Here is a 20567-nt window from a genome sequence, read left to right as displayed (position 1 = left end):
GGGGCCGGCCCTCGATGCATCTCCCAATGATCGGGCAACCACCTTGAGAGGGGTCCGGAATGATGAACACAATGCGCCGCGGCAGGATGCTCGCGGTCGCATCGGTGATGACGGTCGCGCTTGGCATCACTGCCGCATGCTCGTCCGGCGGAGGCTCCGGCGAAGGAGGCGGCGCGTCGTCAGCGGCGCCGGAGAAGATCACCCTTACTCTGCAGACCTTCGGCGGAGGCACCAACTTCGGCTACAAGGCCGCAGTGGAGAAGTGGAACGCGGAACACCCGAACGTCCAGGTCAAGTACAACAACCTGACCGATAGCTTCGAGAACGTGTACTGGCCGCAGATGCTGCAGTGGCTTCAGTCGGGCACCGGTGCCGGCGACGTCGTCGGCATCGACGAGGGCGGCATGGGTCTGGCCAAGGCCCGTCCCCAGTTCTTCACCGACCTCAGCCAGTACGGCGTGCAGAGCCGCCAGGCCGACTTCCCCGCGTGGAAGTGGGAGAACGGCATCAACGCCGACGGCAAGCTCTTCGCCCTCGGCACCGACGTCGGCGGCATGAGCATCTGTTACCGCACCGACCTGTTCGAGAAGGCGGGCCTGCCCACCGACCGGGCCGAGGTGTCCGGGCTGTGGAAGACGTGGGACGACTTCATCAAGGTCGGCCAGCAGTTCCAGGGCAAGGCCAAGGGCGCGAAGTTCGTCGACAGCGTCAACACCATCTACAACGTGGTGTTGTCGCAGGAGGCCGCCAAGAACGGCAACGTCACCTACTTCGACAAGAACCAGCAGCTGATCGCCGACAAGAACCCCGCGGTCAAGACCGCGTTCGACTTCACGCAGAAGATCAGCAAGGCGGGCCTCACCGCCAAGCTGCAGAACTTCACCGACCCGTGGAACACCGGATTCGTCAAGTCGCAGTTCGCGACGCTCGGCTGCCCGGGCTGGATGCTCGGCGTGGTCTCCGGCACCGCCGGTGACGAGTTCAAGGGCAAGTGGGACGTCGCGACCGTGCCCGGTGGCGGCGGCAACTGGGGCGGCTCCTGGCTGGCCGTGCCCAAGCAGTCCAAGCACCCGAAGGAGGCCGCCGAGCTGGCCAGCTACCTGACCAGCCCCGAGGCTCAGCTGATGGCGTTCAAGGAGGGCGGCAACCTCCCGAGCACGATCCCGGCCCAGGACAACCCTGAGCTGCAGAGTGCCAAGAACGAGTACTTCAACAACGCGCCGATCGGCGAGATCTTCGGCCCGTCCATCAAGAGCCTCCAGCCGACCTTCCTCGGTGAGAAGCACGCGCAGGTGAAGGCCGCGGTCGAGCAGGTCGTCATCGGCATGGACCAGGGCGCGGTGCCCTACGACCAGGCCTGGCAGAAGTTCGTCGAGGCCGGGCAGAAGGCGGCGGGCTGATCTTCCCATCGACGTCACCGGCCCGCCGTGGCGACCCTCCAGCGGGCCGGTGACCTTCCGTCGAGCGAGCGGCGGCAGCGGGACACGCGCTGCCGCCCTTCGCGCCGACCGCCGAAAGGACGACTTCATTGACCTTTTCCGCACGGACGACCTCCGAAGACCTCCCTGTGACAGGGCTGGTCGCACGCGGTTTTACGCCGCGTCCGGCGAGACGGCCTTCCGCAGCGGCCGAGCGTCTACGTCTCCGGCCCCGCGACGCCGCCACCGGACGCGGCGGCGTGGTGGACGGGCCACCGACTGCCACCCACGAGCGAAGGAGAAAGGGGCCGCGCTCCCATGGCCGTGAGCCAGGGATCCCCGCCCCGGAATTCCGATGAGCGTCAACCTACACACGCAGCGGGCGGATCCGGCGCCGGTGCGGCCCCGGCCGGGGCGCCATCAGAACCGGCCGACACGCCGCTTCTTGTCGAACCTGGACCTGAAAGCCACCCCGTACTTTCTCATCTCGCCGTACTTCATCCTCTTCGCGATCTTCGGGCTGTTCCCGCTCATCTTCACGTTGTGGGTGTCGCTGCACGACTACGAGCTGGCCGGCGGTGACGCCGAGTTCACCGGCCTCGCCAACTACACCAGCCTGCTGACCGACGAGGCGTTCTGGAACGCCGTCATCAACACCGTCGGCATCTTCGTCCTCGCCACGGTGCCGCAGCTGGTCCTCGCCCTGATGCTCGCCAACGCGCTGAACAAGCGGCTGCGCGGGCGTCTCTTCTTCCGCCTCGGCGTGCTGATCCCCCTGGTCACCTCGGTCGTCGCGGTCGCCATCGTGTTCACCCAGCTGTTCGGCCGCGACTTCGGCATGATCAACTGGATCCTCGGCTCCTTCGGCGTGGAGAACATCAACTGGCAGAACGCCAAGTGGTCCTCGTGGACCGCGATCGCCACCATGGTCGACTGGCGCTGGACCGGCTACAACGCGATCATCTACCTGGCCGGCATGCAGACCATCCCGCGCGACCTGTACGAGGCGGCGGCGATCGACGGGGCGTCCCCCCGCCGGCAGTTCTGGAGCATCACGCTCCCGATGATCCGCCCGACGATCATCTTCACCGTCTTCATCTCCACCATCGGCGGGCTCACCTTGTTCGCCGAACCGGTGATGTTCGGCAGCAACCGAATGGAAGGTGGTAGTACCGGACAATTCCAGACAATCGCCATGTATATCGTCAAAGAGGGCTTCCGGGACTTCGACTACGGGTACGCGGCGGCGGCCGCGTGGTTGCTGTTCGTGCTGATCCTTGTGGGCGTGGCGATCAACTACACGTTCGTCCGCCGGATCGGAGGGACCAAGTGACCGCCATCGCCCAGAGCGGCACCACGTCGCGGCGGCGCGCCGACAAGCGCGACCCCTTTCTCGCGACACCGCTCACCAAGATCGCCCTAGGCGTCACGGTCATCCTGTCGATCTTCCCGATCTACTGGATGATCATCATCGCGTCGCGCACCAACGCCGACGCGGTGAACGTGCCGCCCATCCTGCTCCCCGGCGGCAACCTCGGCGAGAACATCGCCCGGGTGCTCGCCACCGAGGACGCGCACTTCCTGCAGGGGCTGCTCAACTCGCTGATCGTCACCAGCACGGTGACGATCTCCGTCGTGATCATCTCGACGTTCGCGGGTTTCGCCTTCGCCCGCCTGCAGTTCCGCGGGCGCAACATCCTGCTCGGCTCCATCTTGATCACCATGATGGTGCCGCTGCAGCAGATGGGCATCGTCCCGCTTTACCAGCTCATGGTGGACCTCGGCTGGGTCGGCACCCTCAAGGCCGTCATCCTGCCGTATCTCCTGAACGGCTTCGGCGTGTTCATGATGACGCAGTACACGCAGCAGGCCGTGCCGGAGGAGCTCGTCGAGGCGGCCCGCGTCGACGGCGCTTCCACCATGCGGATCTGGTGGAACGTCATCCTGCCCGCGGTACGGCCCGGCATGGCCGTGCTGGCGTTGCAGACGTTCATGCTCAACTGGAACGAGTTCATGTGGCCGCTGATCGTGCTCACCCCGGACAACCCCACCGTCCAGGTGTCCATCAGCTTCCTGACTGCGGCGCACACCACGGACTACGTCCTGATCTTCACCGGAACGGCCCTATCCGTCCTACCGCTCATCGTCGTATTCATCGCGTTCGGCCGGCAGATCGTCGGCGGACTCATGGAAGGTGCGGTCAAAGCGTGACCACGCAGCAGACTCAACCCCAGATCGACGCCCCCGCCCTGGTCTTCCCGACCGATTTCGTCTGGGGCGCCGCCACGTCGGCGTACCAGGTCGAAGGATCGACCAGCACCGACGGGCGCGGCACCTCCATCTGGGACACGTTCGTACGGCAGCCCGGCCGCGTGCTGGGCGGCGACGACGCGGACGTCGCCATCGACCACTACAACCGGTATCGTGAAGATGTGGCGATCATGGCCGACCTCGGCCTGACCGCGTACCGGTTCTCGGTCTCCTGGCCGCGCATCCAGCCGAAGGGCGCCGGCGAGGTGAATCAGGCCGGGCTCGACTTCTACCGCCGCCTGGTCGACGAGCTGCTCGACCACGGCATCACCCCCTGGCTGACCCTTTACCACTGGGACCTGCCTCAGGCGCTCGAGGATCTCGGCGGCTGGCCGGTGCGCGACACGTCGAAGCGCTTCGCCGACTTCGCAGCCTGCGTTCACCAAGCTCTCGGGGACCGGGTCCGCAACTGGAGCACCGTGAACGAGCCGTGGTGCTCGGCGTTCCTCGGTTACGCCTCCGGCGAGCACGCCCCCGGGCGCCGCGACCCGCAGTCGGCCGTACGGGCCGCGCACCACCTCAACCTGGCGCACGGCCTCGCCGTGCAGGCCCTGCGCGCCCAGGGGGCAGGCGCGCAGATCGGCGGCTCGGTCAACCTGTACGCCATCACTCCGGCCGAGGACACCCCCGAGGACCTCGACGCCGCCCGGCGCATCGACGGGCTGCAGAACCGGTTCTTCCTCGACGCGCTGCTCAAGGGCTCCTACCCCGAGGACGTGCTGGAGGACCTGAGCAAGGTCGCCGCCATCGACTTCATCGAGGACGGTGACATGAAGACCATCGGCACGCCGTTCGACACGCTGATGGTGAACTACTACAGCCGCTTCACCGTCTCGGGGAAGCCGGGCGGGGCCGCGTCCGCCGCCGCCGCCCCCACCGGGGCCGGGTCGCCGTGGCCGGGCAGCGAGGACGTGTCGTTCGTCAACGGCGGCCGGCCGGTCACCGCTATGGGCTGGGAGATCGACGACGCCGGCCTGCTGGAGGTGCTGCAACGCGTGCACCGCGAGTACCCCGGCATCCCGCTGGTCATCTCCGAGAACGGCGCGGCCTTCGAGGACGTCGTCGAGGAGGACGGGCAGGTGAACGACCTGGAGCGCCTGGCCTACATCGAGGCGCACCTGCGAACCTGCCACGCCGCCATTGAGGCGGGAATCCCTCTCAAGGGATACTTCGCGTGGTCGTTGATGGACAACTTCGAGTGGGCGTGGGGGTACGGCAAGCGGTTCGGGATCGTCTACGTCGACTACCCCACCCAGCGGAGAACCCCCAAGGCCAGCGCGGCGTGGTACGCCGACACCATCCGCCAGGGCGGTCTCCGCGCTCCGGCAGAATAAGGCCTAGGTGAAAAGGAGGGGGCACCTTTCATGAACGGGGACCGCCGCTCGGAAGCGCGACCGACCCTGGAGGCCGTCGCCGCTCGCGCCGGCGTCGGCCGGGGCACCGTTTCGCGTGTCATCAACGGCTCACCCAAGGTGAGCGAGAAGGCACGGGAAGCGGTGCAGCAGGCGATCGACGAGCTGGGCTACGTACCCAACCGAGCGGCGCGCACCTTGGTCACCAGGCGAACGGACACGATCGCCCTGGTCGTGTCCGAGTCCGAGCAGCGGATCTTCGACGAGCCGTTCTTCGCGGGCATCATCCGCGGCATCGGCTCGTCGCTGTCGGAGACAGGGCTCCAGCTCATCCTCACCATGGCGCAGTCCAGGGACGAGCACGAGCGGCTGGAGCTCTATCTCACCGGCCAGCACGTCGACGGCGTGCTGCTGATCTCGCTGCACGGCGCCGACCCGTTGCCCGGGCGGCTGGAGGAGATGGGCGTGCCCACCGTCCTCGGCGGCAGGCCCGTGGGGTTCACCCCCTACAGCTTCGTCGACATGGACAACCGGGCCGGTGCCCGGCAGGCGGTCAAGTACCTCCTCGCCAAGGGGCGGCGCCGCATCGCCACCATCGCCGGTCCGCAGGACATGGGCGTGGGCGTCGACCGTCTGGCCGGGTACCGCGACGCGCTGCTGGCCACGGGCATGCCCGAACTCGTCGCGTTCGGCGACTTCGGCGAGCCCAGCGGGGCCGAGGCGATGGGACGGCTGCTCGACGAGCACCCGACCCTGGACGCGGTGTTCACCGCCTCGGATCCGATGGCCATCGGCGCCATGCGGGTGATCAAGGACCGCGGCAAGTCCATCCCCGGCGACGTGGCGGTGATCGGTTTCGACGATTCACCCATCTCCGCGCACTGCATGCCCCCGCTCACCAGCGTGCACCAGCCGTCGGAGGACATGGGGCGCCAGATGGCCCAGCTCCTCGTCGCCCGGATCAACGGCGAACGGCTGGAGCAGCCCGTCGTCATCCTGGACACCCATCTGGTCGAGCGCGGCTCGGCCTGACCGTGTCCCGGCCCCGGACCCGGCCGCCCGCGACAAGGGCGGCCGATCCGGTGCTCAGCCATGCCCGGCGCGCGGCGCTCCCGCCCTCCAGGGGCGCCCCATCCTCCAGGGCCGCCCTGCCACCTCCGGGCGCCCCACGGCCTGCCAGAGCCGCCCCGTCACCCCTCCGGGCGTCCTACGGGCCTTCAGGAGCCGCCGCGTCACCGTCCGGGCGTCTTCCGCCCGCCCACCCGTGCGAGGAGAACCACCGTGCCTGACCCACGCTTCCCGAGCGCCTTCACCTGGGGCGCCGCCACGTCCGCCTACCAGATCGAGGGAGCCGTCGCCGAGGACGGGCGGGGGGCGTCCGTCTGGGACACCTTCTGCGCCACCCCCGGCAACGTCAAGGACGGCGCCACCGGAGCGGTGGCCGTCGACCACTACCACCGGTACCCCGAGGACCTCGACCTGATGGCCGGGCTCGGCCTCGGCGGCTACCGCTTCTCCATCGCCTGGCCCCGGATCCAGCCGGCGGGCTCGGGGCGGCCCGAGCAGCGCGGCCTGGACTTCTACCGGCGCCTGGTGGACGGGCTGCGCGAGCGCGGCATCGCGCCGATGGCCACGCTGTTCCACTGGGACCTCCCCCAGGCCCTCCAGGACGCCGGGGGCTGGGAGAACCGGGACACCGCCGAGCGGTTCGCCGAGTACGCCGAGATCATGTTCGACGCGCTGGACATCCGCGACTGGCTCACCATCAACGAGCCGAAGACCGTCGTCGACTGCGGCTACCGCTGGGGCATCCACGCCCCCGGCGTGCAGGACGAGAGCCGGGCCTTCGTGGTGCTGCACCACCTGCTGCTCGCCCACGGCCTGGCCTCCCGGGTGCTGCACGAGCACCACCCCGGCCGCCGCATCGGCCCCGCGCTCAACCTGCACCCCACCTACGCCGCCGAGGACCCGGACGACCCGGAGGTCGCGAAGGTCGTGCGGCACCGGGACGGGCTGGAGAACCGGGTGTACCTCGACCCCATCTTCAAGGGCGCCTACCCGGCCGACACACTGGAGTGGATCGCCGAGCGCAGCCCCATGCCGAGTCACATCCGCGACGGCGACCTCAAGGTGATCGGCGAGCCGGTCGACGTGCTCGGCGTGCAGTACTACACCTCGCACTTCCTGGACCGGCGGGGCGAACGGGTGCTCAAGTACCCGACGGCCCAGCTGGAGTGGCTGGAGATCTTCCCGCGCGGCCTGTACGACCTGCTGGTGCGGCTGAAGGACGAGTACCCGGCCGTGCCGCTCCTGGTCACCGAGAACGGCGTGCCCGCGCCGGACGAGGTCGGCGAGGACGGGCGGGTCGACGACCAGGGCCGGATCGCGTTCCTGCGCGACCACCTGGACGCGGTCGGCGACGCCCTCGCCGAGGGCGTCCCGGTGGAGGGCTACTACGTGTGGTCCTTCCTGGACAACTTCGAGTGGGCCGAGGGCTACGAGCCGAGGTTCGGCATCGTGCACGTCGACTACGCGACCCAGCGGCGCACCCTGAAGAACAGCGCCCTGTGGTACCGCGACCTGATCGCGACCGGCCGCCTCGGCTGAGCGGATTGCCCGCTCATCCGTCCGCCGGCCCGGACCGGCGGACGGATGAGCGGGCCCGCAGCGCCTCGACGCCGACCAGGTCGTCCGGGAGGGCGTCGGGCACCACGTCATCGAAGCGGGACAGCGCCCTGACCCGGAGGGCCACCAGCGCGGTCACCGCCATGGCGAGCGCGAAACAGACGTACATGAAGCCGATGCCGCGGCCGGGACCCTCGCCGATCACCGTGCCCACCGTCCCGGCCAGCGGCCCGCCGTGCGCCAGCAGCGGCTCGAACACCGCCGTGCCGTACGGCGCCACGAGGCCGAAGCCGAGCGGCAGGGTGGACCACGCGACCAGCGTGTTGAGCGCGATCACGCGGCCGTGGAAGCGCTGCGGCACCTTCACCTGGATGATCGTGGCGTAGACGCCGTTCAGCAGCGCCAGCCACATCGACATGCCGAACGCCCCGATCCCGATCACCAGCAGGTCGGACCGCAGCCCGGTGATCATGCAGAACAGCGCGAGGGCCAGGGTGGACAGCAGCACGCCGCGCATCCGGCGGCGCCGGGGCCCGCCCCACACCGTCATCACCAGGCCGCCCATGAACGCGCCGAGGCCGCCCGCGAACGCGACCCGGCCGACGTCGGCCAACGTGCCGGTGGACAGCACCAGCGGCGAGATCATCAGGAACAGCGGCGACAGGAAGATGTTGAGCACCGCGAAGAAGCCGAGCATCGCCCGGAACGACGGGTTGCCCCACGAGTAGCGGAAGCCCTGGATCATCTCGGCCAGCACCGACTCGCGGCGCCGCCACGCCATGGCGGCGGGGAACCGGGTGAGCGCCACGCTGATGATCGCCACCGCGTAGCTCGCCACGTCGACGATCAGGATGCCGGACAGGCCGATGGTGGCCATCAGGCCGGCCGCGACCAGCGGCACGATGAGCTGCGCGGTGCCGGTGACCATCTGCACCACGCCGTTGGCGTGCCCGAGGTAGCGCTTCGGCACCAGCTGCGGGATCGCCGACCCGTACGCCAGCCGCTGGAAGGTCAGCGCGATCGACAGGCCGACCAGCAGGGGGTAGATGTGCCATATCTGCAGGTTGCCGGTCCACAGCAGCAGGCCCAGGACGAGCTGCGTGCCGCCCGCGCCGACGTCGCCCGCCAGCATGACGAGGCGGCGGTTGGAGCGGTCGACGATCGCCCCGGCCAGCGGTGACACCAGCATGCCCGGCACCAGCCCGAGCACCGCGAACAACGCGAAGTCGGCCAGTGAGCCGGTGGTCAGGTAGATCCAGATGGGGATGGCGAACTCGGTGAGCGCCGACCCGGTGATCGACACCAGCTGCCCGGCGGCGACCACCGCGAACCGCCCCATGCTCGGCCGCGGCCCGGTGGACCACGCCTGGGCCCTCCGGGGGGCCTCGGGAGGCGGCGGGGCCCCCGGGCCGTCCGGCTCGTCCTGCGGGCTCTCGGGGCTCTCCGGGGTCAGCGTCGAGGTGCCGTGCAGCCACCAGGTGGAGTCCTCGCGGCGCAGGTACGGCTCGACGTCGCCGGTCGCGACGGCGGGGTGGATCTCGGTGAGCACGGCCGCCAGCTCCGCGGCCCGGTACTTCAGGAAGAAGTGGCCCGCCTCGTCCAGCACCACCAGGGACGCCGAGCGGGTGACGCAGTGCCACTCGCGGAAACGCTCCTGGTAGAACTCGGTGGCCGGGTCGCGCTCGCCGACGACCGCGATCACCGGGGTGCGCAGCGGCGGCGCGCCCTCCTCGAACAGCCGCCCGAAGTACGCCTCGGCCTCGCGGGTGCCCTTGCGCCGGTTGCGGATGATCAGCCGCACCTGCTCGGGGTCCACCTCGTCCAGGTCCATCCCCGCCGCGGTGAGGGCGTTGGCCATCATCTGGTCGCTGCGCAGGTGCTCCATCATGTCCGACAGCCGCCTGCTGAACCCGCGGGGACGGGCGAAGGGGAAGATGCCGCCGAGGTAGACGGCGGCCACCTCGCGGCCCTCGGCCGCAAGGCGGCGCACCATCTCGGTGACCAGCATCACCCCGAGGCCGCAGTGGCCGTACACCACCAGCGGGCCCTCGATCCCGGCGAGGATCTCCTCGGCGCACCCGGCCGCGACCTCCTCGATGGGCCGCGCCTCCTCCCCCAGCTCATGGCCGGGGACCGCGATCGAGTACAGCGCCCAGTCGCCGGGCAGCGCGTCGGCGAGGTGCTTGTAGATGACCGCGCTGCCGCCGCCGTACGGCGCGCAGACCAGCGTGGCGGTGGCGGGGCGGGCGGGGGTGAGGCGGTGCAGCAGCTTGCGCGGGCCGTCGTCCTCGGTGCCCATCAGGCGGGCCAGCGCGCGGACCGTCGGGTGCGCGAACAGGTCCATGATGGTGACCGGGCGGGCCTCCAGGCCGCGCAGCCGGGCGATCACCTGCATGGCGAGCAGCGAGTGCCCGCCGAGGTCGAAGAAGTCGTCGAGGGCGCCGACCCGCTCCACGCCGAGCACCGCGGCCCAGATCGCGGCCACGGCCTCCTCCAAGGGGCCTAGCGGCGCGGCGTGCTCCGCGCCCTCGCCGGCCGGGGCGTCGCCGGGCTCGGGCAGCGCGGCGCGGTCCACCTTGCCGTGCGACTTCAGCGGGATCGCGTCCAGCCACACGTAGCGGACCGGGACCATGTAGTCGGGCAGCCGTTCGCGCAGCCACGCCCGCAGCTCCCCCGTGCCGGGCCGCGCCTCCGGGTCCTCGTCCGCGCCGACCAGGTAGGCGACCAGGCCGCGCTCGCGCAGGTCGGTGACGGCCTGGGCGACGGCGGGGTGCTCCTGGACGGTGTGGTCGATCTCGCCGAGCTCCACCCGGTGGCCGCGCACCTTGACCTGCAGGTCGCGGCGGCCGAGGAAGCGCAGGTCGCCGTCCGGGGTCCAGCGGCCGAGGTCACCGGTGCGGTACATCCGCGCCCCGGGCTCGCCGTAGGGGTCGGGCACGAAACGCTCGGCCGTGGTGGTGGGACGGCCGAGGTAGCCGCGGGCCAGCCGCTCCCCGCCGAGGTGGATCTCGCCGGGCACGCCCGGCGGCACCGGCCGCAGGTGCTCGTCCAGCACGTACACCCGGGCGCCCGGCATGGGCCGCCCGATCGGCAGCACCGGCCCGGCCGCGGGCACGGCGGGGTCCACCCGGAAGGTGGTGACGCCCACGGTGGCCTCGGTGGGCCCGTAGTGGTTCACCACCGCGCACCGCCCTCGCGCGGCCAGGTCCCGCGCCCACGCCCACGGGGACGCCTCGCCGCCGAGGACCAGCAGGCGGCGCGGCAGCAGCGCGTCCGGCTCGGACTCGGCCAGCAGGGCGGCCAGGTGCGACGGGGTGATCTTCAGGTGGTCGATCCTGTGCGCCGCGAAGTACGCGGCGAGGTCGGGCGCGGCCGTCCGCGACGGGATCAGGTGCAGCGTGCCCCCGGTCAGCAGCGACAGGTAGAACACGGTCACCCCGAAGTCGAACGCCGGGGACTGCAGCAACGCGAACCCGTCCCCCGGTGCGAACCCGTTTCCGGTACCTGCCCCCGCCGCTCCGGACGCGAAGCCCTCACCGGTCCCCGCCGCGGGGCCCGCGCTCTTCCCCGGCGCGGCGGGCGTGCGCCGCATGGCGTCCTCGAAGCGTTCCCTGACGCCGGAGAGATAGCGGAGGATCTCGCGGTGCTGGACGGCGACGCCCTTGGGCCTGCCGGTGGTGCCGGAGGTGTAGATGACGTAGGCCACGTCCCGGCCGGTGGCGCCGCTCGCGAGCGGGCCGGGGTCGGGGCCGTCCAGCAGGCCGCCGTCGAGCAGGACGGCCCGCGCGCCGTCCGCCAGGGGGAGCCCGGGGGCGAGCGCGGCGGTGGTGACGGCGACGCGGACGCCCGCGTCCGCGAGGGCGTGCGCGAGGCGTTCGGCGGGATGCTCGTGGTCGAGCGGCACGTAGGCCGCGCCGGTCTTCAGCACGCCCGCGACCGCGACCGCCAGGCCGGCGGACTGTTCGAGGAACACCGCCACCCGCTCGCCGGGGCCCACGCCGAGCCCGGCCAGGTGGTGGGCCAGCCGGTTGGACCGCGTGTCCAGCTCGGCGTAGGTGAGCGACACCTCGCCGTGCACGACGGCCGCCGCGCCGGGGTCGAGGGCCGCCCGCGCGGTGACGATGTCGTGCAGCAGCTCGTACGCCGGCGGCTCGGGAGCGGGCGAGGCGGCGAACTCCGGCGCGTCCCCGGGAGGCAGCGGGTACCGCGAGACGGGCAGCCCCGGGTCGGCGACGACGGCGCGCAGCAGGCTCTCGAAGTGCTCCGCCATCCGCCGCGCCGTCTCCGGCAGGAACAGCGCCGTGCTGTACGCGAGGTCGCCCCACAGGCCGCCCTCGGGGGTCTCGTGCACGTACAGCGCCAGGTCGAACCGCGTGACGGCCGTGCGGAACGGGAACCCCGTCAGGGTGAAGCCCGCCGGACGCGGCGCGTGGCCGTCCTTGCCGCGGTAGTTCTGCAGCGCGAACATCACCTGGAACACCGGTGAGCGGCTCACGTCGCGCTCCACCGCCAGCTCGTTCACCATCTGGTCGAACGGCAGTTCCTGGTGGGCGTAGGCGTCGAGCGCCGTCTCCCGGCAGCGGGCGAGCAGGTCGGTGAACACCGGGTCGCCGGACAGGTCGGCGCGCATGGGGAGCGTGTTGACGAAGACCCCGACGGCCGTCTCCAGCTCGGGCAGCGACCGGCCGCTGACCGGCGAGCCCACCGCGAAGTCCTCGGCCCCGGCGTGGCGTCCGAGCAGCATCTGGAGTACGGCCATGAGCGTCATGTACGGCGTGGCGCCGTGCGCGGCGCTCAGCCGGGTGACGGCGGCGGCCAGCGCGGGGTCGAGGGGGAAGCCGTGCGTCGCGCCGTCGAAGCCGTGGACCGGCGGGCGCGGCAGGTCGGCGGGCAGGTCCAGCGCGGGCACGCCCGCCAGGCGCGCGGTCCAGTACTCGACGTCGCGGCGGTACTCGGGTGTGCCGACGCGGCGGCGCTGCCAGGCGGCGTAGTCGCCGTACCCGACCGGCGCGGGCGGGTCCAGCGCCGCGGGCGCGCCGGAGACGTGGGCGTCGTGCAGGGCGAGGATCTCGCCGATGAGGACGTCGCAGGACCGCCCGTCGGTGACCGCGTGATGCATGGTCAGCAGCAGCACGTGGTCGCCGGGCCCGAGCCGCACCAGCAGGGCCCGCAGCAGCGGGCCCCGCTCCAGGTCGAACGGCCTGGCCGTCTCCTGCTGGATCAGCTCCCGCGCGGCGCCGATCACGCCGTCCCCGGCGTGGTCGCCGGACGCGGCGAGGTCCGCGACCCGCAGCGGGGTGCGTGGCTCGGCGTCCACGACGGCCTCGGGGAGGCCGTCGGCGGTGGTGACGAACCGGGTGCGCAGGCTCTCGTGGCGGGCGGTGACGTCGCGCAGCGCGGAGCGCAGGCAGTCCTCGTCCAGCGGGCCCTCCAGCCGCACGGCGAACGGCACCACGTACGCGGCCGTGCCGGGCAGGTACTGCTCCAGGAACCAGAACCGCTCCTGGGCGTGCGAGAGCGGCGGTGGGGTGCCCGGGGGGCGCGGCGTGACGGTCGCCACGGCCGCGCGGCGGCGCAGCCGCTGGGCGAGCAGCGCCTGCTTGGCCGGCGACAGGTCGGTGGTCACAGGCCCTCCTGGTCGTCGGCGCCGAGGAGCCGCATGGCCTCCTCGTCGGAGAGCCCGGCCAGCTCCTCCAGCAGCAGCTCCTCCACGACGACGGCCAGCGCCGCCACCGTGCGGTGGGCGAAGACCGCCCTGATGGGCACGTCCACGCCGACCCCGGAGCGCAGCCGCGCGGTCACCTGCACCGCGAGCAGCGAGTGCCCGCCGAGCGCGAAGAAGTCGTCGAACGCCCCCACGTCCGCGAGGCCGAGCACCTCGCCCCAGACCTCGGCGATCAGCTGCTCGGCGTCGGTGCGCGGCGGCACCGGCGGGGCGTCCCGCTCCGGCTCGGGGTCCGGCAGCGCGGCGCGGTCGACCTTGCCGTTCGGGGTGAGGGGCAGGTGGCCGAGCCGCGTCCAGACGCCGGGCACCATGTACGGCGGGAGCGCCGCGGCGGCGTGCGCGCGCAGCTCCTCGACCGGCGCCGGGCCGGTGACGTACGCGAGCAGCGTGTCGTCCCTGACCACGACGGCCACCTCGCCCGCCCCGGGGCAGGCGCGCAGCCGCGCCTCCACCTCGGCGGGCTCGACCCGGTGGCCGCGCACCTTGATCTGGTCGTCCAGGCGGCCGAGGAACTCCAGCCGCCCGTCGCGGCGCAGCCGCACCCGGTCCCCCGTGCGGTAGAGCCGCGCGCCGGGCGGCCCGGCGGGGTCGGTGGCGAACCGCTCGGCGGTGAGCGCGGGACGGCCGAGGTAGCCGCGGGCCACCCCGGCGCCGCCGACGTACAGCTCGCCCGGCACGCCGGGCGGCACGGGCTCGCCGCGCTCGTCCATCACGTGGACGGTGGTCTCGGCGATCGGGCGGCCGATGGGCGGGCGGGGACCGGGGTCGTCGCCGAGTTCGGCGGCGGTCGCGATGACGGTGGTCTCGGTGGGGCCGTAGGTGTTGAGCAGCCGCACCCGGCCGCCGAACCGCGCGCGCCAGCGGGACACGGCCGCCGCGTGGGCCTGCTCGCCGCCGAGGATCACCAGGCGCAGCGCGGCGGGCCAGCGGATCTCGTCGATGAGCTCCACCAGGCGGTGCCAGTACGCGGTCGGCAGGTCGAGCACCGTGATGCCGGGCGTGGCGGCCAGCACGTCGGGCAGCGTGGCGCCGCCGTCCGGCAGCGTCACCACGGTGGCGCCCGCCGCGAGGGCGGGATGGATCTCCTCGGCGTGGGTGTCGAAGCCGAGGGAGGCGAACTGCACGACCCTGTCGCCGGGGCCGAGCCCGTAGGCGGAGCGCATCCACCGCACCCGGGACGCCAGGTTGCCGTGCTCGACCACCACGCCCTTCGGGACGCCGGTCGAGCCGGAGGTGTACAGGACGTACGCAGCGTCCCGCTCCTCCGGCCCGGCGGCCCCCACGGGCGCGTGCGGCCCGGAGGCGCCCGGGGGTGTCTGGTCCGGGCCGGCTGTGTGCTCGGCCTCGTTGACGTCGACGGTGACGACGCCGGGGAGGGACAGGTGGCGGGTCTCGTGGTCGGTGACGACGAGGCGCAGGCCCGCGTCGCGGATCAGCGCGGACAGCCGTCCGGCGGGGTGCTCGGGGTCGAGCGGCAGGTACGCGGCGCCGGCGTGCCAGACGGCGAGCAGCGCGACCACCGAGGCGGGCGACCGGCCGAGGCAGACGCCGACGGTCTCGTGGCCGCGCAGCAGCGCGGCGAGCCGCCGGGCCCGCGCGTCCAGCCTGGCGTAGGTGAGCCGCTCGGTGCCGCACTCCACCGCGACCGCGTCCGGCGCGCGCCGGACCGTCCCGGCGATCATGGCGGGCACCGTGGGCGCGTCCGGCCACACCCGCTCCACGCCGGGGGACGGCACGCCGTCGCCGGGGGACAGGGCGGTGACGGGCGGCAGGGACAGCGCGGCGTCGTCGGCGGGGGTGCGCAGCGGGAGGGCCGTGACCGGGGTGCCGGGGTCGGCGGCGACCGCCTCCAGCAGGACGGCGAGGCGGGCGGCCATGTCCGCCACGGTGGCGGCCTCGAACAGAGCGGCGTCGTAGGCGAACTCCAGCGTGACACCCTCGGCGTGCCGCCACGCGTCCAGCGCCAGGTCCAGCTTGACGTGGTCATTGCGCGCCTCGAACGGCTCGGACGGCAGGCCGTCGAACGGCTCCCGCGCGCCGCTCTCCTCGCTGTGCAGGATGAACATGGTCTGGAACAGCGGCGTCCTGCTGGTGTCCCTGCCCGCCTCCAGCAGGCCTGGCAGCCGTTCGAAGGGGACCGCCCGGTGGGTGTGCGCGTCCAGCACGCTCTCGCGCACCGCGGCCAGCGACGCCGAGAACGGCGGGTCGCCGGACAGGTCGGCGCGCAGCACCATCGTGTCGGTGAGGTAGCCGACGACCCGTTCCAGCTCCACCCGGTCCCGGCCCGCCGTCGGGGACCCGACGGCGAAGTCCTTCTGGCCGCTGTGCCGGGCGAGCAGCACCTGGTAGGCGGCGAGCAGCACCATGAACAGCGTGGCGCCGTGCTCCCTGCCGGTGCGCTCCAGCGCCGCGGCCAGATGACCGGGAATCGTGACGCGGTGGTGGCCGGCCGGGCGGACGGCGGCGTCGCCGCGCGGCCGGTCGGCGGGCAGGTCCAGCGCGGGCAGCCCGCGCAGCCGCTCCCGCCAGTAGGCCAGCGACTCCTCGTGACGGCCGGAGTCCTCGCGCAGCCGTTCCCGGTAGGCGATGTCGCCCGGCTGGAGCGGCGGGGGCAGCGGGTCGCCGTCCACCCGGCGCCGTCCCGCTCCGTACAGGCGGGACAGGTCGTCGAACAGGACGTTCAGCGACCAGCCGTCGGCGGCGATGTGGTGGGTGACCAGGCACAACACGTGGTCGGCGGGCGACAGCCTGATCAGCGCCGCCCGCAGCGGCGCGGCGGCGGTGAGGTCGAAGGGGGCGTTGACCCGCGCGGCGACCGCCTCCCGGGCCGCCTCCTCCCCGTCGGCCTCGACGCGCTCGAACCGCGTGGTGGACGGCGGCTCGACCACGGCGAGCGGGCGGCCGTCGTCGTGCGGGTAGCGGGTGCGCAGGCCCTCGTGCCGCGCGGCGAGCAGGGTCAGCGCGCCGTCCAGCACGTGCGGGTCGAGCGGGCCGCGGATCCTGCGGACCAGGTAGACGTTCCAGGAGGCGTCCCCGGGGTCGAACCTGTGCAGGAACCACAGCCGTTCCTGGGCCGCCGACAGCGGGGCGGGGACGCCCGCGGGCCTCGGCTCGTACGGGGCGGAGCTCTCCTCGGCGCGGCCCGCGGCGGCGGCCAGCGCGGCGACGGTCGGCCCGGCGAACAGCTCGCGCACCGGCACCCGCACGCCGAGGGCGTCGGCGACGCGGGCGACCACCTTGGTGGCGAGCAGGGAGTGGCCGCCGAGGGCGAAGAAGTCGTCGTCCGCGCCGACGGGCGGCGCGCCGGGGTGGTCGAGCCCGAGCACCTCGGCGAACACCGCCGCGATCAGCCGTTCGGCGGGGGTTGCCGGGGGCCGGCCCCCGCCCGGCTCCACGGGGGCGGGCGCGGGCAGGGCGCGCCGGTCCAGCTTGCCGTTGGGGGTGAGCGGCAGCCGCTCCATCGCGACGAACACGGCGGGCACCATGAACGACGGCAGCCGGGCGGCCAGCGCGTCCCGGTCGGGCTCGCCCACGACGTAGGCCACCAGGGTCTGGTCGCGCACCGCGACGGCCGCCTGCCGCACGCCGGGCTGGGACTCCAGCGCGGCCTCGATCTCGCCGAGCTCGATGCGGTGGCCGCGCAGCTTGACCTGGCCGTCGGAGCGGCCGAGGAACTCCAGGGCGCCGCCCGCCCGGCGGCGCACGGTGTCGCCGGTGCGGTACAGGCGGGCACCGGGCGGGCCGAACGGGTCGGGGGCGAACCGTTCGGCGGTCAGCCCGGGGCGGCCCAGGTAGCCGTCCGCGACGCCGGCGCCGCCGATGACCAGCTCGCCGGGGACGCCGGGCGGGACCAGGTCGAGGTGCCGGTCCACCACGTGCACGCTCGTGCCCGCGATCGGGGCGCCGATGGACACCGCCGCCGGGTCCCGCGGCACCTCCCAGGCGGTGGACCAGATCGTGGTCTCGGTGGGGCCGTACATGTTCCACAGCCGTCCCACCTTGGCGCGCAGCTCGGCGGCGAGCGGCCTCGGCAGGGCCTCGCCGCCGACCAGGGCCGAAAGGCGGGGGCCGGTGAACCCGGCGGCCAGCAGGACGCGCCAGCCGGACGGCGTGAGCTGCACGTGGGTGACGCCGCCGTCCTCGATGAGGCGGGCCAGCGCCGCGCCGTCGCGGGCGACGCCGGGGCCGGCGACCACGGCGCGCGCGCCGGTGACCAGCGGCAGGTACATCTCCAGGCCGGAGATGTCGAAGGACGTCGAGGTGACCGCCAGCCAGACGTCGTCCCTGGCGGCGCCGAGCAGGTCGCGCATCGCGAGCAGGAACGCGGTGAGCGCGCGGTGCGGCACCACGACGCCCTTGGGCCGCCCGGTCGACCCCGAGGTGTAGAGCACGTACGCCGGGTCGTCCGGCCGCGGGCCCTCCGGAAGCCGGTCCACCGGCCGGGGATCCGGGGCGAGGACGTCGCCGTGGTCGGCGAGATCGGCGGAGTCGTCCGCCGTGCCCGGGTCCAGGGGGATCACCAGCGCGTCGTGCGGGGGCAGCAGGTGCGCCAGATCCGGCTGGACGAGCACGACGGCGGCGCCGGAGTCGCCGAGCACCATGGCGATCCGGTCCGGCGGGTAGCCGGGGTCGAGCGGCAGGTAGGCGGCCCCGGCCCGCATCGTGCCGAGGAAACCCGCGACGGTGGCCACCGACCGCTCGGCGAACACCGCCACCACGCTCCCCCGACCGGCCCCCGCGCGCAGCAGCCGCCGCGCCACCCCGTCCGCCGCCCGGGCCACCTCGGCGTAGGTCAGCGCGACCTCACCGTCCGCCGACCACCAGGACGGGCGCGCGGAGCCTGCATGAGAGCCGGGAGTGGCCGCGGACGCCGGGGAACCGGGGGTGGCGGCGGACTCGGCGGAGCCGGCGGTGGCCGCGGAACCCGGGGACACCGCGGCTCCGGGGAACTCGCGGGACTCCGGGGCCGGGGCGACGAGGGCGACGGCGTCCGGGGTGGTGGCGGCGTGGCGGGTGAACATGCCGACGACCGTCGGAAGTCCGTCGGGCGGCACCGGGGGGTGGCCGCCCTGCCGCAGGAGGGTCTCGCGCTCGGCGGCGTCGACGGCGAGCAGGCCGGACAGGGGGGCGGCGGGGTCGGCGACGGCGCGGGCGAGCAGGGACAGGTACGCCGAGGCGTACCCCTCGGCGGTCTCCCGGTCGAACAGGTCGGTGTTGTAGGTGAGGACCAGCCGCCGGCCGCCGTCCTCGCCGAACACGTCGAGCACCAGGTCGTGGTGCACCTGCAGGTATCCGGCGTCCAGCACCTCGGCGCGCACGCCGGGCAGCGCCAGCCGGGACTCCCCCATGTCGTGCAGGACCAGCATCGTCTGGAACAGCGGCGGGCGGCTGAGGTCGCGTTCGACGCCGAGCTCGGCGAGCAGCCGCTCGAACGGCACGTGCTGGTGCCGGTAGGCGTCCAGGGCGGCGGCGCGGGTGCGGGCGAGCAGCTCGCGGAACGCCGGGTCGCCCGACAGGTCGCCCCGCAGGACCAGCGTCCCGGAGAAGTACCCGATGAGCGGCTCGTACTCCAGCCGGTCCCGGCCGGCGACGGCCGAGCCGACGCACAGGTCGTCCTGGCCGCTGTACCGGGAGAGCAGGGCCTGGTAGGCGGCCATCAGCACCATGAAGGCGGTGCAGCGCTCGGCCGCGGCCAGCCGCCGCACCCCGTTCATCAGGCCGTCGGGCAGCGGCACGACCAGCGCGGCGCCGTTGGTGGTGGCCATGGGCGGGCGGGGGCGGTCGGTGGGCAGCTCCAGCGGGCGCGCCCCGGCGAGCCGCTCCCTCCAGTAGGCCAGCGCCTCGTCCCGCCCGCCGGGGAGGTCGCCGGCGCCGGAGTCGCCGAAATGCTCGCGTTGCGCGCGGGTGAAGTCCGCGAAGACGGCGGGCAGCGGCGGCAGCGGCGAGGGCTTGCCCTCGGTGAACGCCGCGTACAGCCGCGCCACCTCGTCGAGCAGCAGCTTCAGCGACCAGCCGTCGCAGACGATGTGGTGCACCACCAGGCACAGCACGTGGTCGTGCGGGCCGAGCGTGGCCACGGCGGCGCGCAGCGGCGGCCCGGCGGCGAGGTCGAACGGGCGGTTGGTGCGCTCGGCGAGGAACGCGGGCACCTCGTCCGGGGTGAGGTCGGCGCGCTCGACGGCGAACGTCCCGGGTGGCTCGGCGGTCTGCGCCGGGCCGCCGTCCCGGACGGGGAATCGGGCGCGCAGGGGAGCGTGCCGGGACACCACTTCACCCAGCGCTCTTTCCAGCGTTTCCACATCTAGTGGGCCACTTAACCTTAAAGTGCTGAACAAGTGATGCGAAGGATCACCGGGTTGTAGTTGGTCCAGGAACCACAAACGCTCCTGGCCATACGAAAGCGGGATCTGCTCGCGCATTACGTCGACACCTCTGGCCGGACTAAGGCAGGAAAAGGGGCTCTTGTCCGTTTTGTCCCGTCAGACAAGGGCTACCTGGGCGAAATGCATAGGTCTCAGTGATGGTGGGAACGCTCCCACGCCTCGAAAGGCTATGGATAGGGTTTGGCGACGTCAAGATGTCGTACATGTTTCGTCCGTAACGGGCTTTTTACCAGCATATTTACGGCAGGTGCCATGTCCGAAACAGCGCAAAGACCTGATCGTTCTTGACACTTCTTCGGCCACGTCCCTAGGGTCTTGGGAGCGCTCCCATATGCTGCTCCCCCTCGGAACGCCGCGCTGGAGGTCCCGTGTCGCATCCACTCCGGCCGGATAGGCCGAAACCACCTCGAAACACTCCGGGTGGGCGATCATGAACCCTACCCAGGCGGCGGTGGCCGCGATGTGGACTGAGCTGCTCGGCGTCTCCCCCGCCTCCCCCGACGACGATTTCTTCGAACTCGGCGGCCAGTCGCTCGCCATGGTCCAGTTCCTCGCGCGCGTGCAGGAGAGCTACGGAATCGAGCTGCCCATCGATCTGCTTTTCGGCGGCGACTTCACCGTGGCGGAGGCCGCGGCGGCGATCGACCGCGGCCGGCTGGAGGCCGCGGGCGACGAAGAGATCGCCGCGCTGCTCGCCGAGCTGGAGGGCATGTCCGACGAGGACGTGCTCGCCCTCCTCGCCGAGGAGGACTGA

At 72.8% G+C, this 20567-nt stretch carries 9 protein-coding genes; 7 read left to right on the top strand and 2 right to left on the bottom strand.

Features of this window, described 5'->3' with window-relative positions; genetic code table 11:
* Window positions 1–86 precede the first annotated feature (86 nt).
* The 6 genes from ACFP1K_RS05565 to ACFP1K_RS05540 all read left to right on the top strand — a co-directional run bounded on the left by ACFP1K_RS05565 (window position 87) and on the right by ACFP1K_RS05540 (window position 7687).
* A complete protein-coding gene (locus ACFP1K_RS05565; protein WP_380747581.1) occupies window positions 87–1400 on the top strand; it encodes an ABC transporter substrate-binding protein in 1314 nt (437 codons plus the stop codon).
* Between the two features lie 373 nt (window positions 1401–1773).
* Window positions 1774–2751: a carbohydrate ABC transporter permease gene (locus ACFP1K_RS05560; protein ID WP_380747579.1), complete on the top strand. Its 978-nt coding sequence runs from the start codon at window positions 1774–1776 to the stop codon at window positions 2749–2751.
* A gap of 5 nt (window positions 2752–2756) precedes the next feature.
* Entirely contained in the window at window positions 2757–3629 is an 873-nt protein-coding gene (locus ACFP1K_RS05555) for a carbohydrate ABC transporter permease (RefSeq protein ID WP_380747717.1), read from the top strand.
* The gene (locus ACFP1K_RS05550; RefSeq protein ID WP_380747576.1) at window positions 3626–5062 is read left to right on the top strand and encodes a GH1 family beta-glucosidase; all 1437 of its coding nucleotides are present in this window, start codon (window positions 3626–3628) and stop codon (window positions 5060–5062) included. The genes ACFP1K_RS05555 and ACFP1K_RS05550 overlap by 4 nt, the downstream gene beginning before the upstream one ends.
* A gap of 30 nt (window positions 5063–5092) precedes the next feature.
* Window positions 5093–6112 carry a LacI family DNA-binding transcriptional regulator gene (locus ACFP1K_RS05545; RefSeq protein ID WP_380747574.1) on the top strand — a complete coding sequence of 340 codons (1020 nt, stop codon included), beginning with the start codon at window positions 5093–5095 and terminating at the stop codon, window positions 6110–6112.
* A gap of 249 nt (window positions 6113–6361) precedes the next feature.
* The gene (locus tag ACFP1K_RS05540) at window positions 6362–7687 is read left to right on the top strand and encodes a GH1 family beta-glucosidase (protein ID WP_380747572.1); all 1326 of its coding nucleotides are present in this window, start codon (window positions 6362–6364) and stop codon (window positions 7685–7687) included.
* Between the two features lie 13 nt (window positions 7688–7700).
* Here the strand turns inward: ACFP1K_RS05540 and ACFP1K_RS05535 are convergent, their stop codons facing one another.
* Together ACFP1K_RS05535 and ACFP1K_RS05530 are read right to left on the bottom strand one after the other, a co-directional pair.
* A complete protein-coding gene (locus ACFP1K_RS05535) occupies window positions 7701–13331 on the bottom strand; it encodes a non-ribosomal peptide synthetase/MFS transporter (protein WP_380747570.1) in 5631 nt (1876 codons plus the stop codon).
* Window positions 13328–19849 carry an amino acid adenylation domain-containing protein gene (locus tag ACFP1K_RS05530; protein ID WP_380747568.1) on the bottom strand — a complete coding sequence of 2174 codons (6522 nt, stop codon included), beginning with the start codon at window positions 19847–19849 and terminating at the stop codon, window positions 13328–13330. The genes ACFP1K_RS05535 and ACFP1K_RS05530 overlap by 4 nt, the downstream gene beginning before the upstream one ends.
* A 394-nt stretch (window positions 19850–20243) precedes the next feature.
* Between ACFP1K_RS05530 and ACFP1K_RS05525 the strand changes: the two genes are divergently transcribed.
* Window positions 20244–20567, top strand: coding sequence for a phosphopantetheine-binding protein (locus ACFP1K_RS05525; RefSeq protein WP_380747566.1), 324 nt, complete (start codon window positions 20244–20246; stop codon window positions 20565–20567).

Source organism: Sphaerisporangium aureirubrum (genome assembly GCF_042658925.1).
In the GTDB taxonomy this organism is placed as follows: Bacteria; Actinomycetota; Actinomycetes; order Streptosporangiales; family Streptosporangiaceae; genus Sphaerisporangium; species Sphaerisporangium aureirubrum.
The sequence above is the reverse complement of the archived record's forward strand: the minus strand, read 5'-3'. Positions and strand labels throughout refer to the sequence as shown.

Excerpts from the sequence above, each read along its gene's own strand:
- ACFP1K_RS05565 (WP_380747581.1), top strand. The coding sequence starts at position 87 with ATGCTCGCGGTCGCATCGGTGATGACGGTCGCGCTTGGCATCACTGCC.
- ACFP1K_RS05560 (WP_380747579.1), top strand. The coding sequence starts at position 1,774 with ATGAGCGTCAACCTACACACGCAGCGGGCGGATCCGGCGCCGGTGCGG.
- ACFP1K_RS05545 (WP_380747574.1), top strand. The coding sequence starts at position 5,093 with ATGAACGGGGACCGCCGCTCGGAAGCGCGACCGACCCTGGAGGCCGTC.
- ACFP1K_RS05530 (WP_380747568.1), bottom strand. The coding sequence starts at position 19,849 with ATGCGCGAGCAGATCCCGCTTTCGTATGGCCAGGAGCGTTTGTGGTTC.
- ACFP1K_RS05525 (WP_380747566.1), top strand. The coding sequence starts at position 20,244 with ATGAACCCTACCCAGGCGGCGGTGGCCGCGATGTGGACTGAGCTGCTC.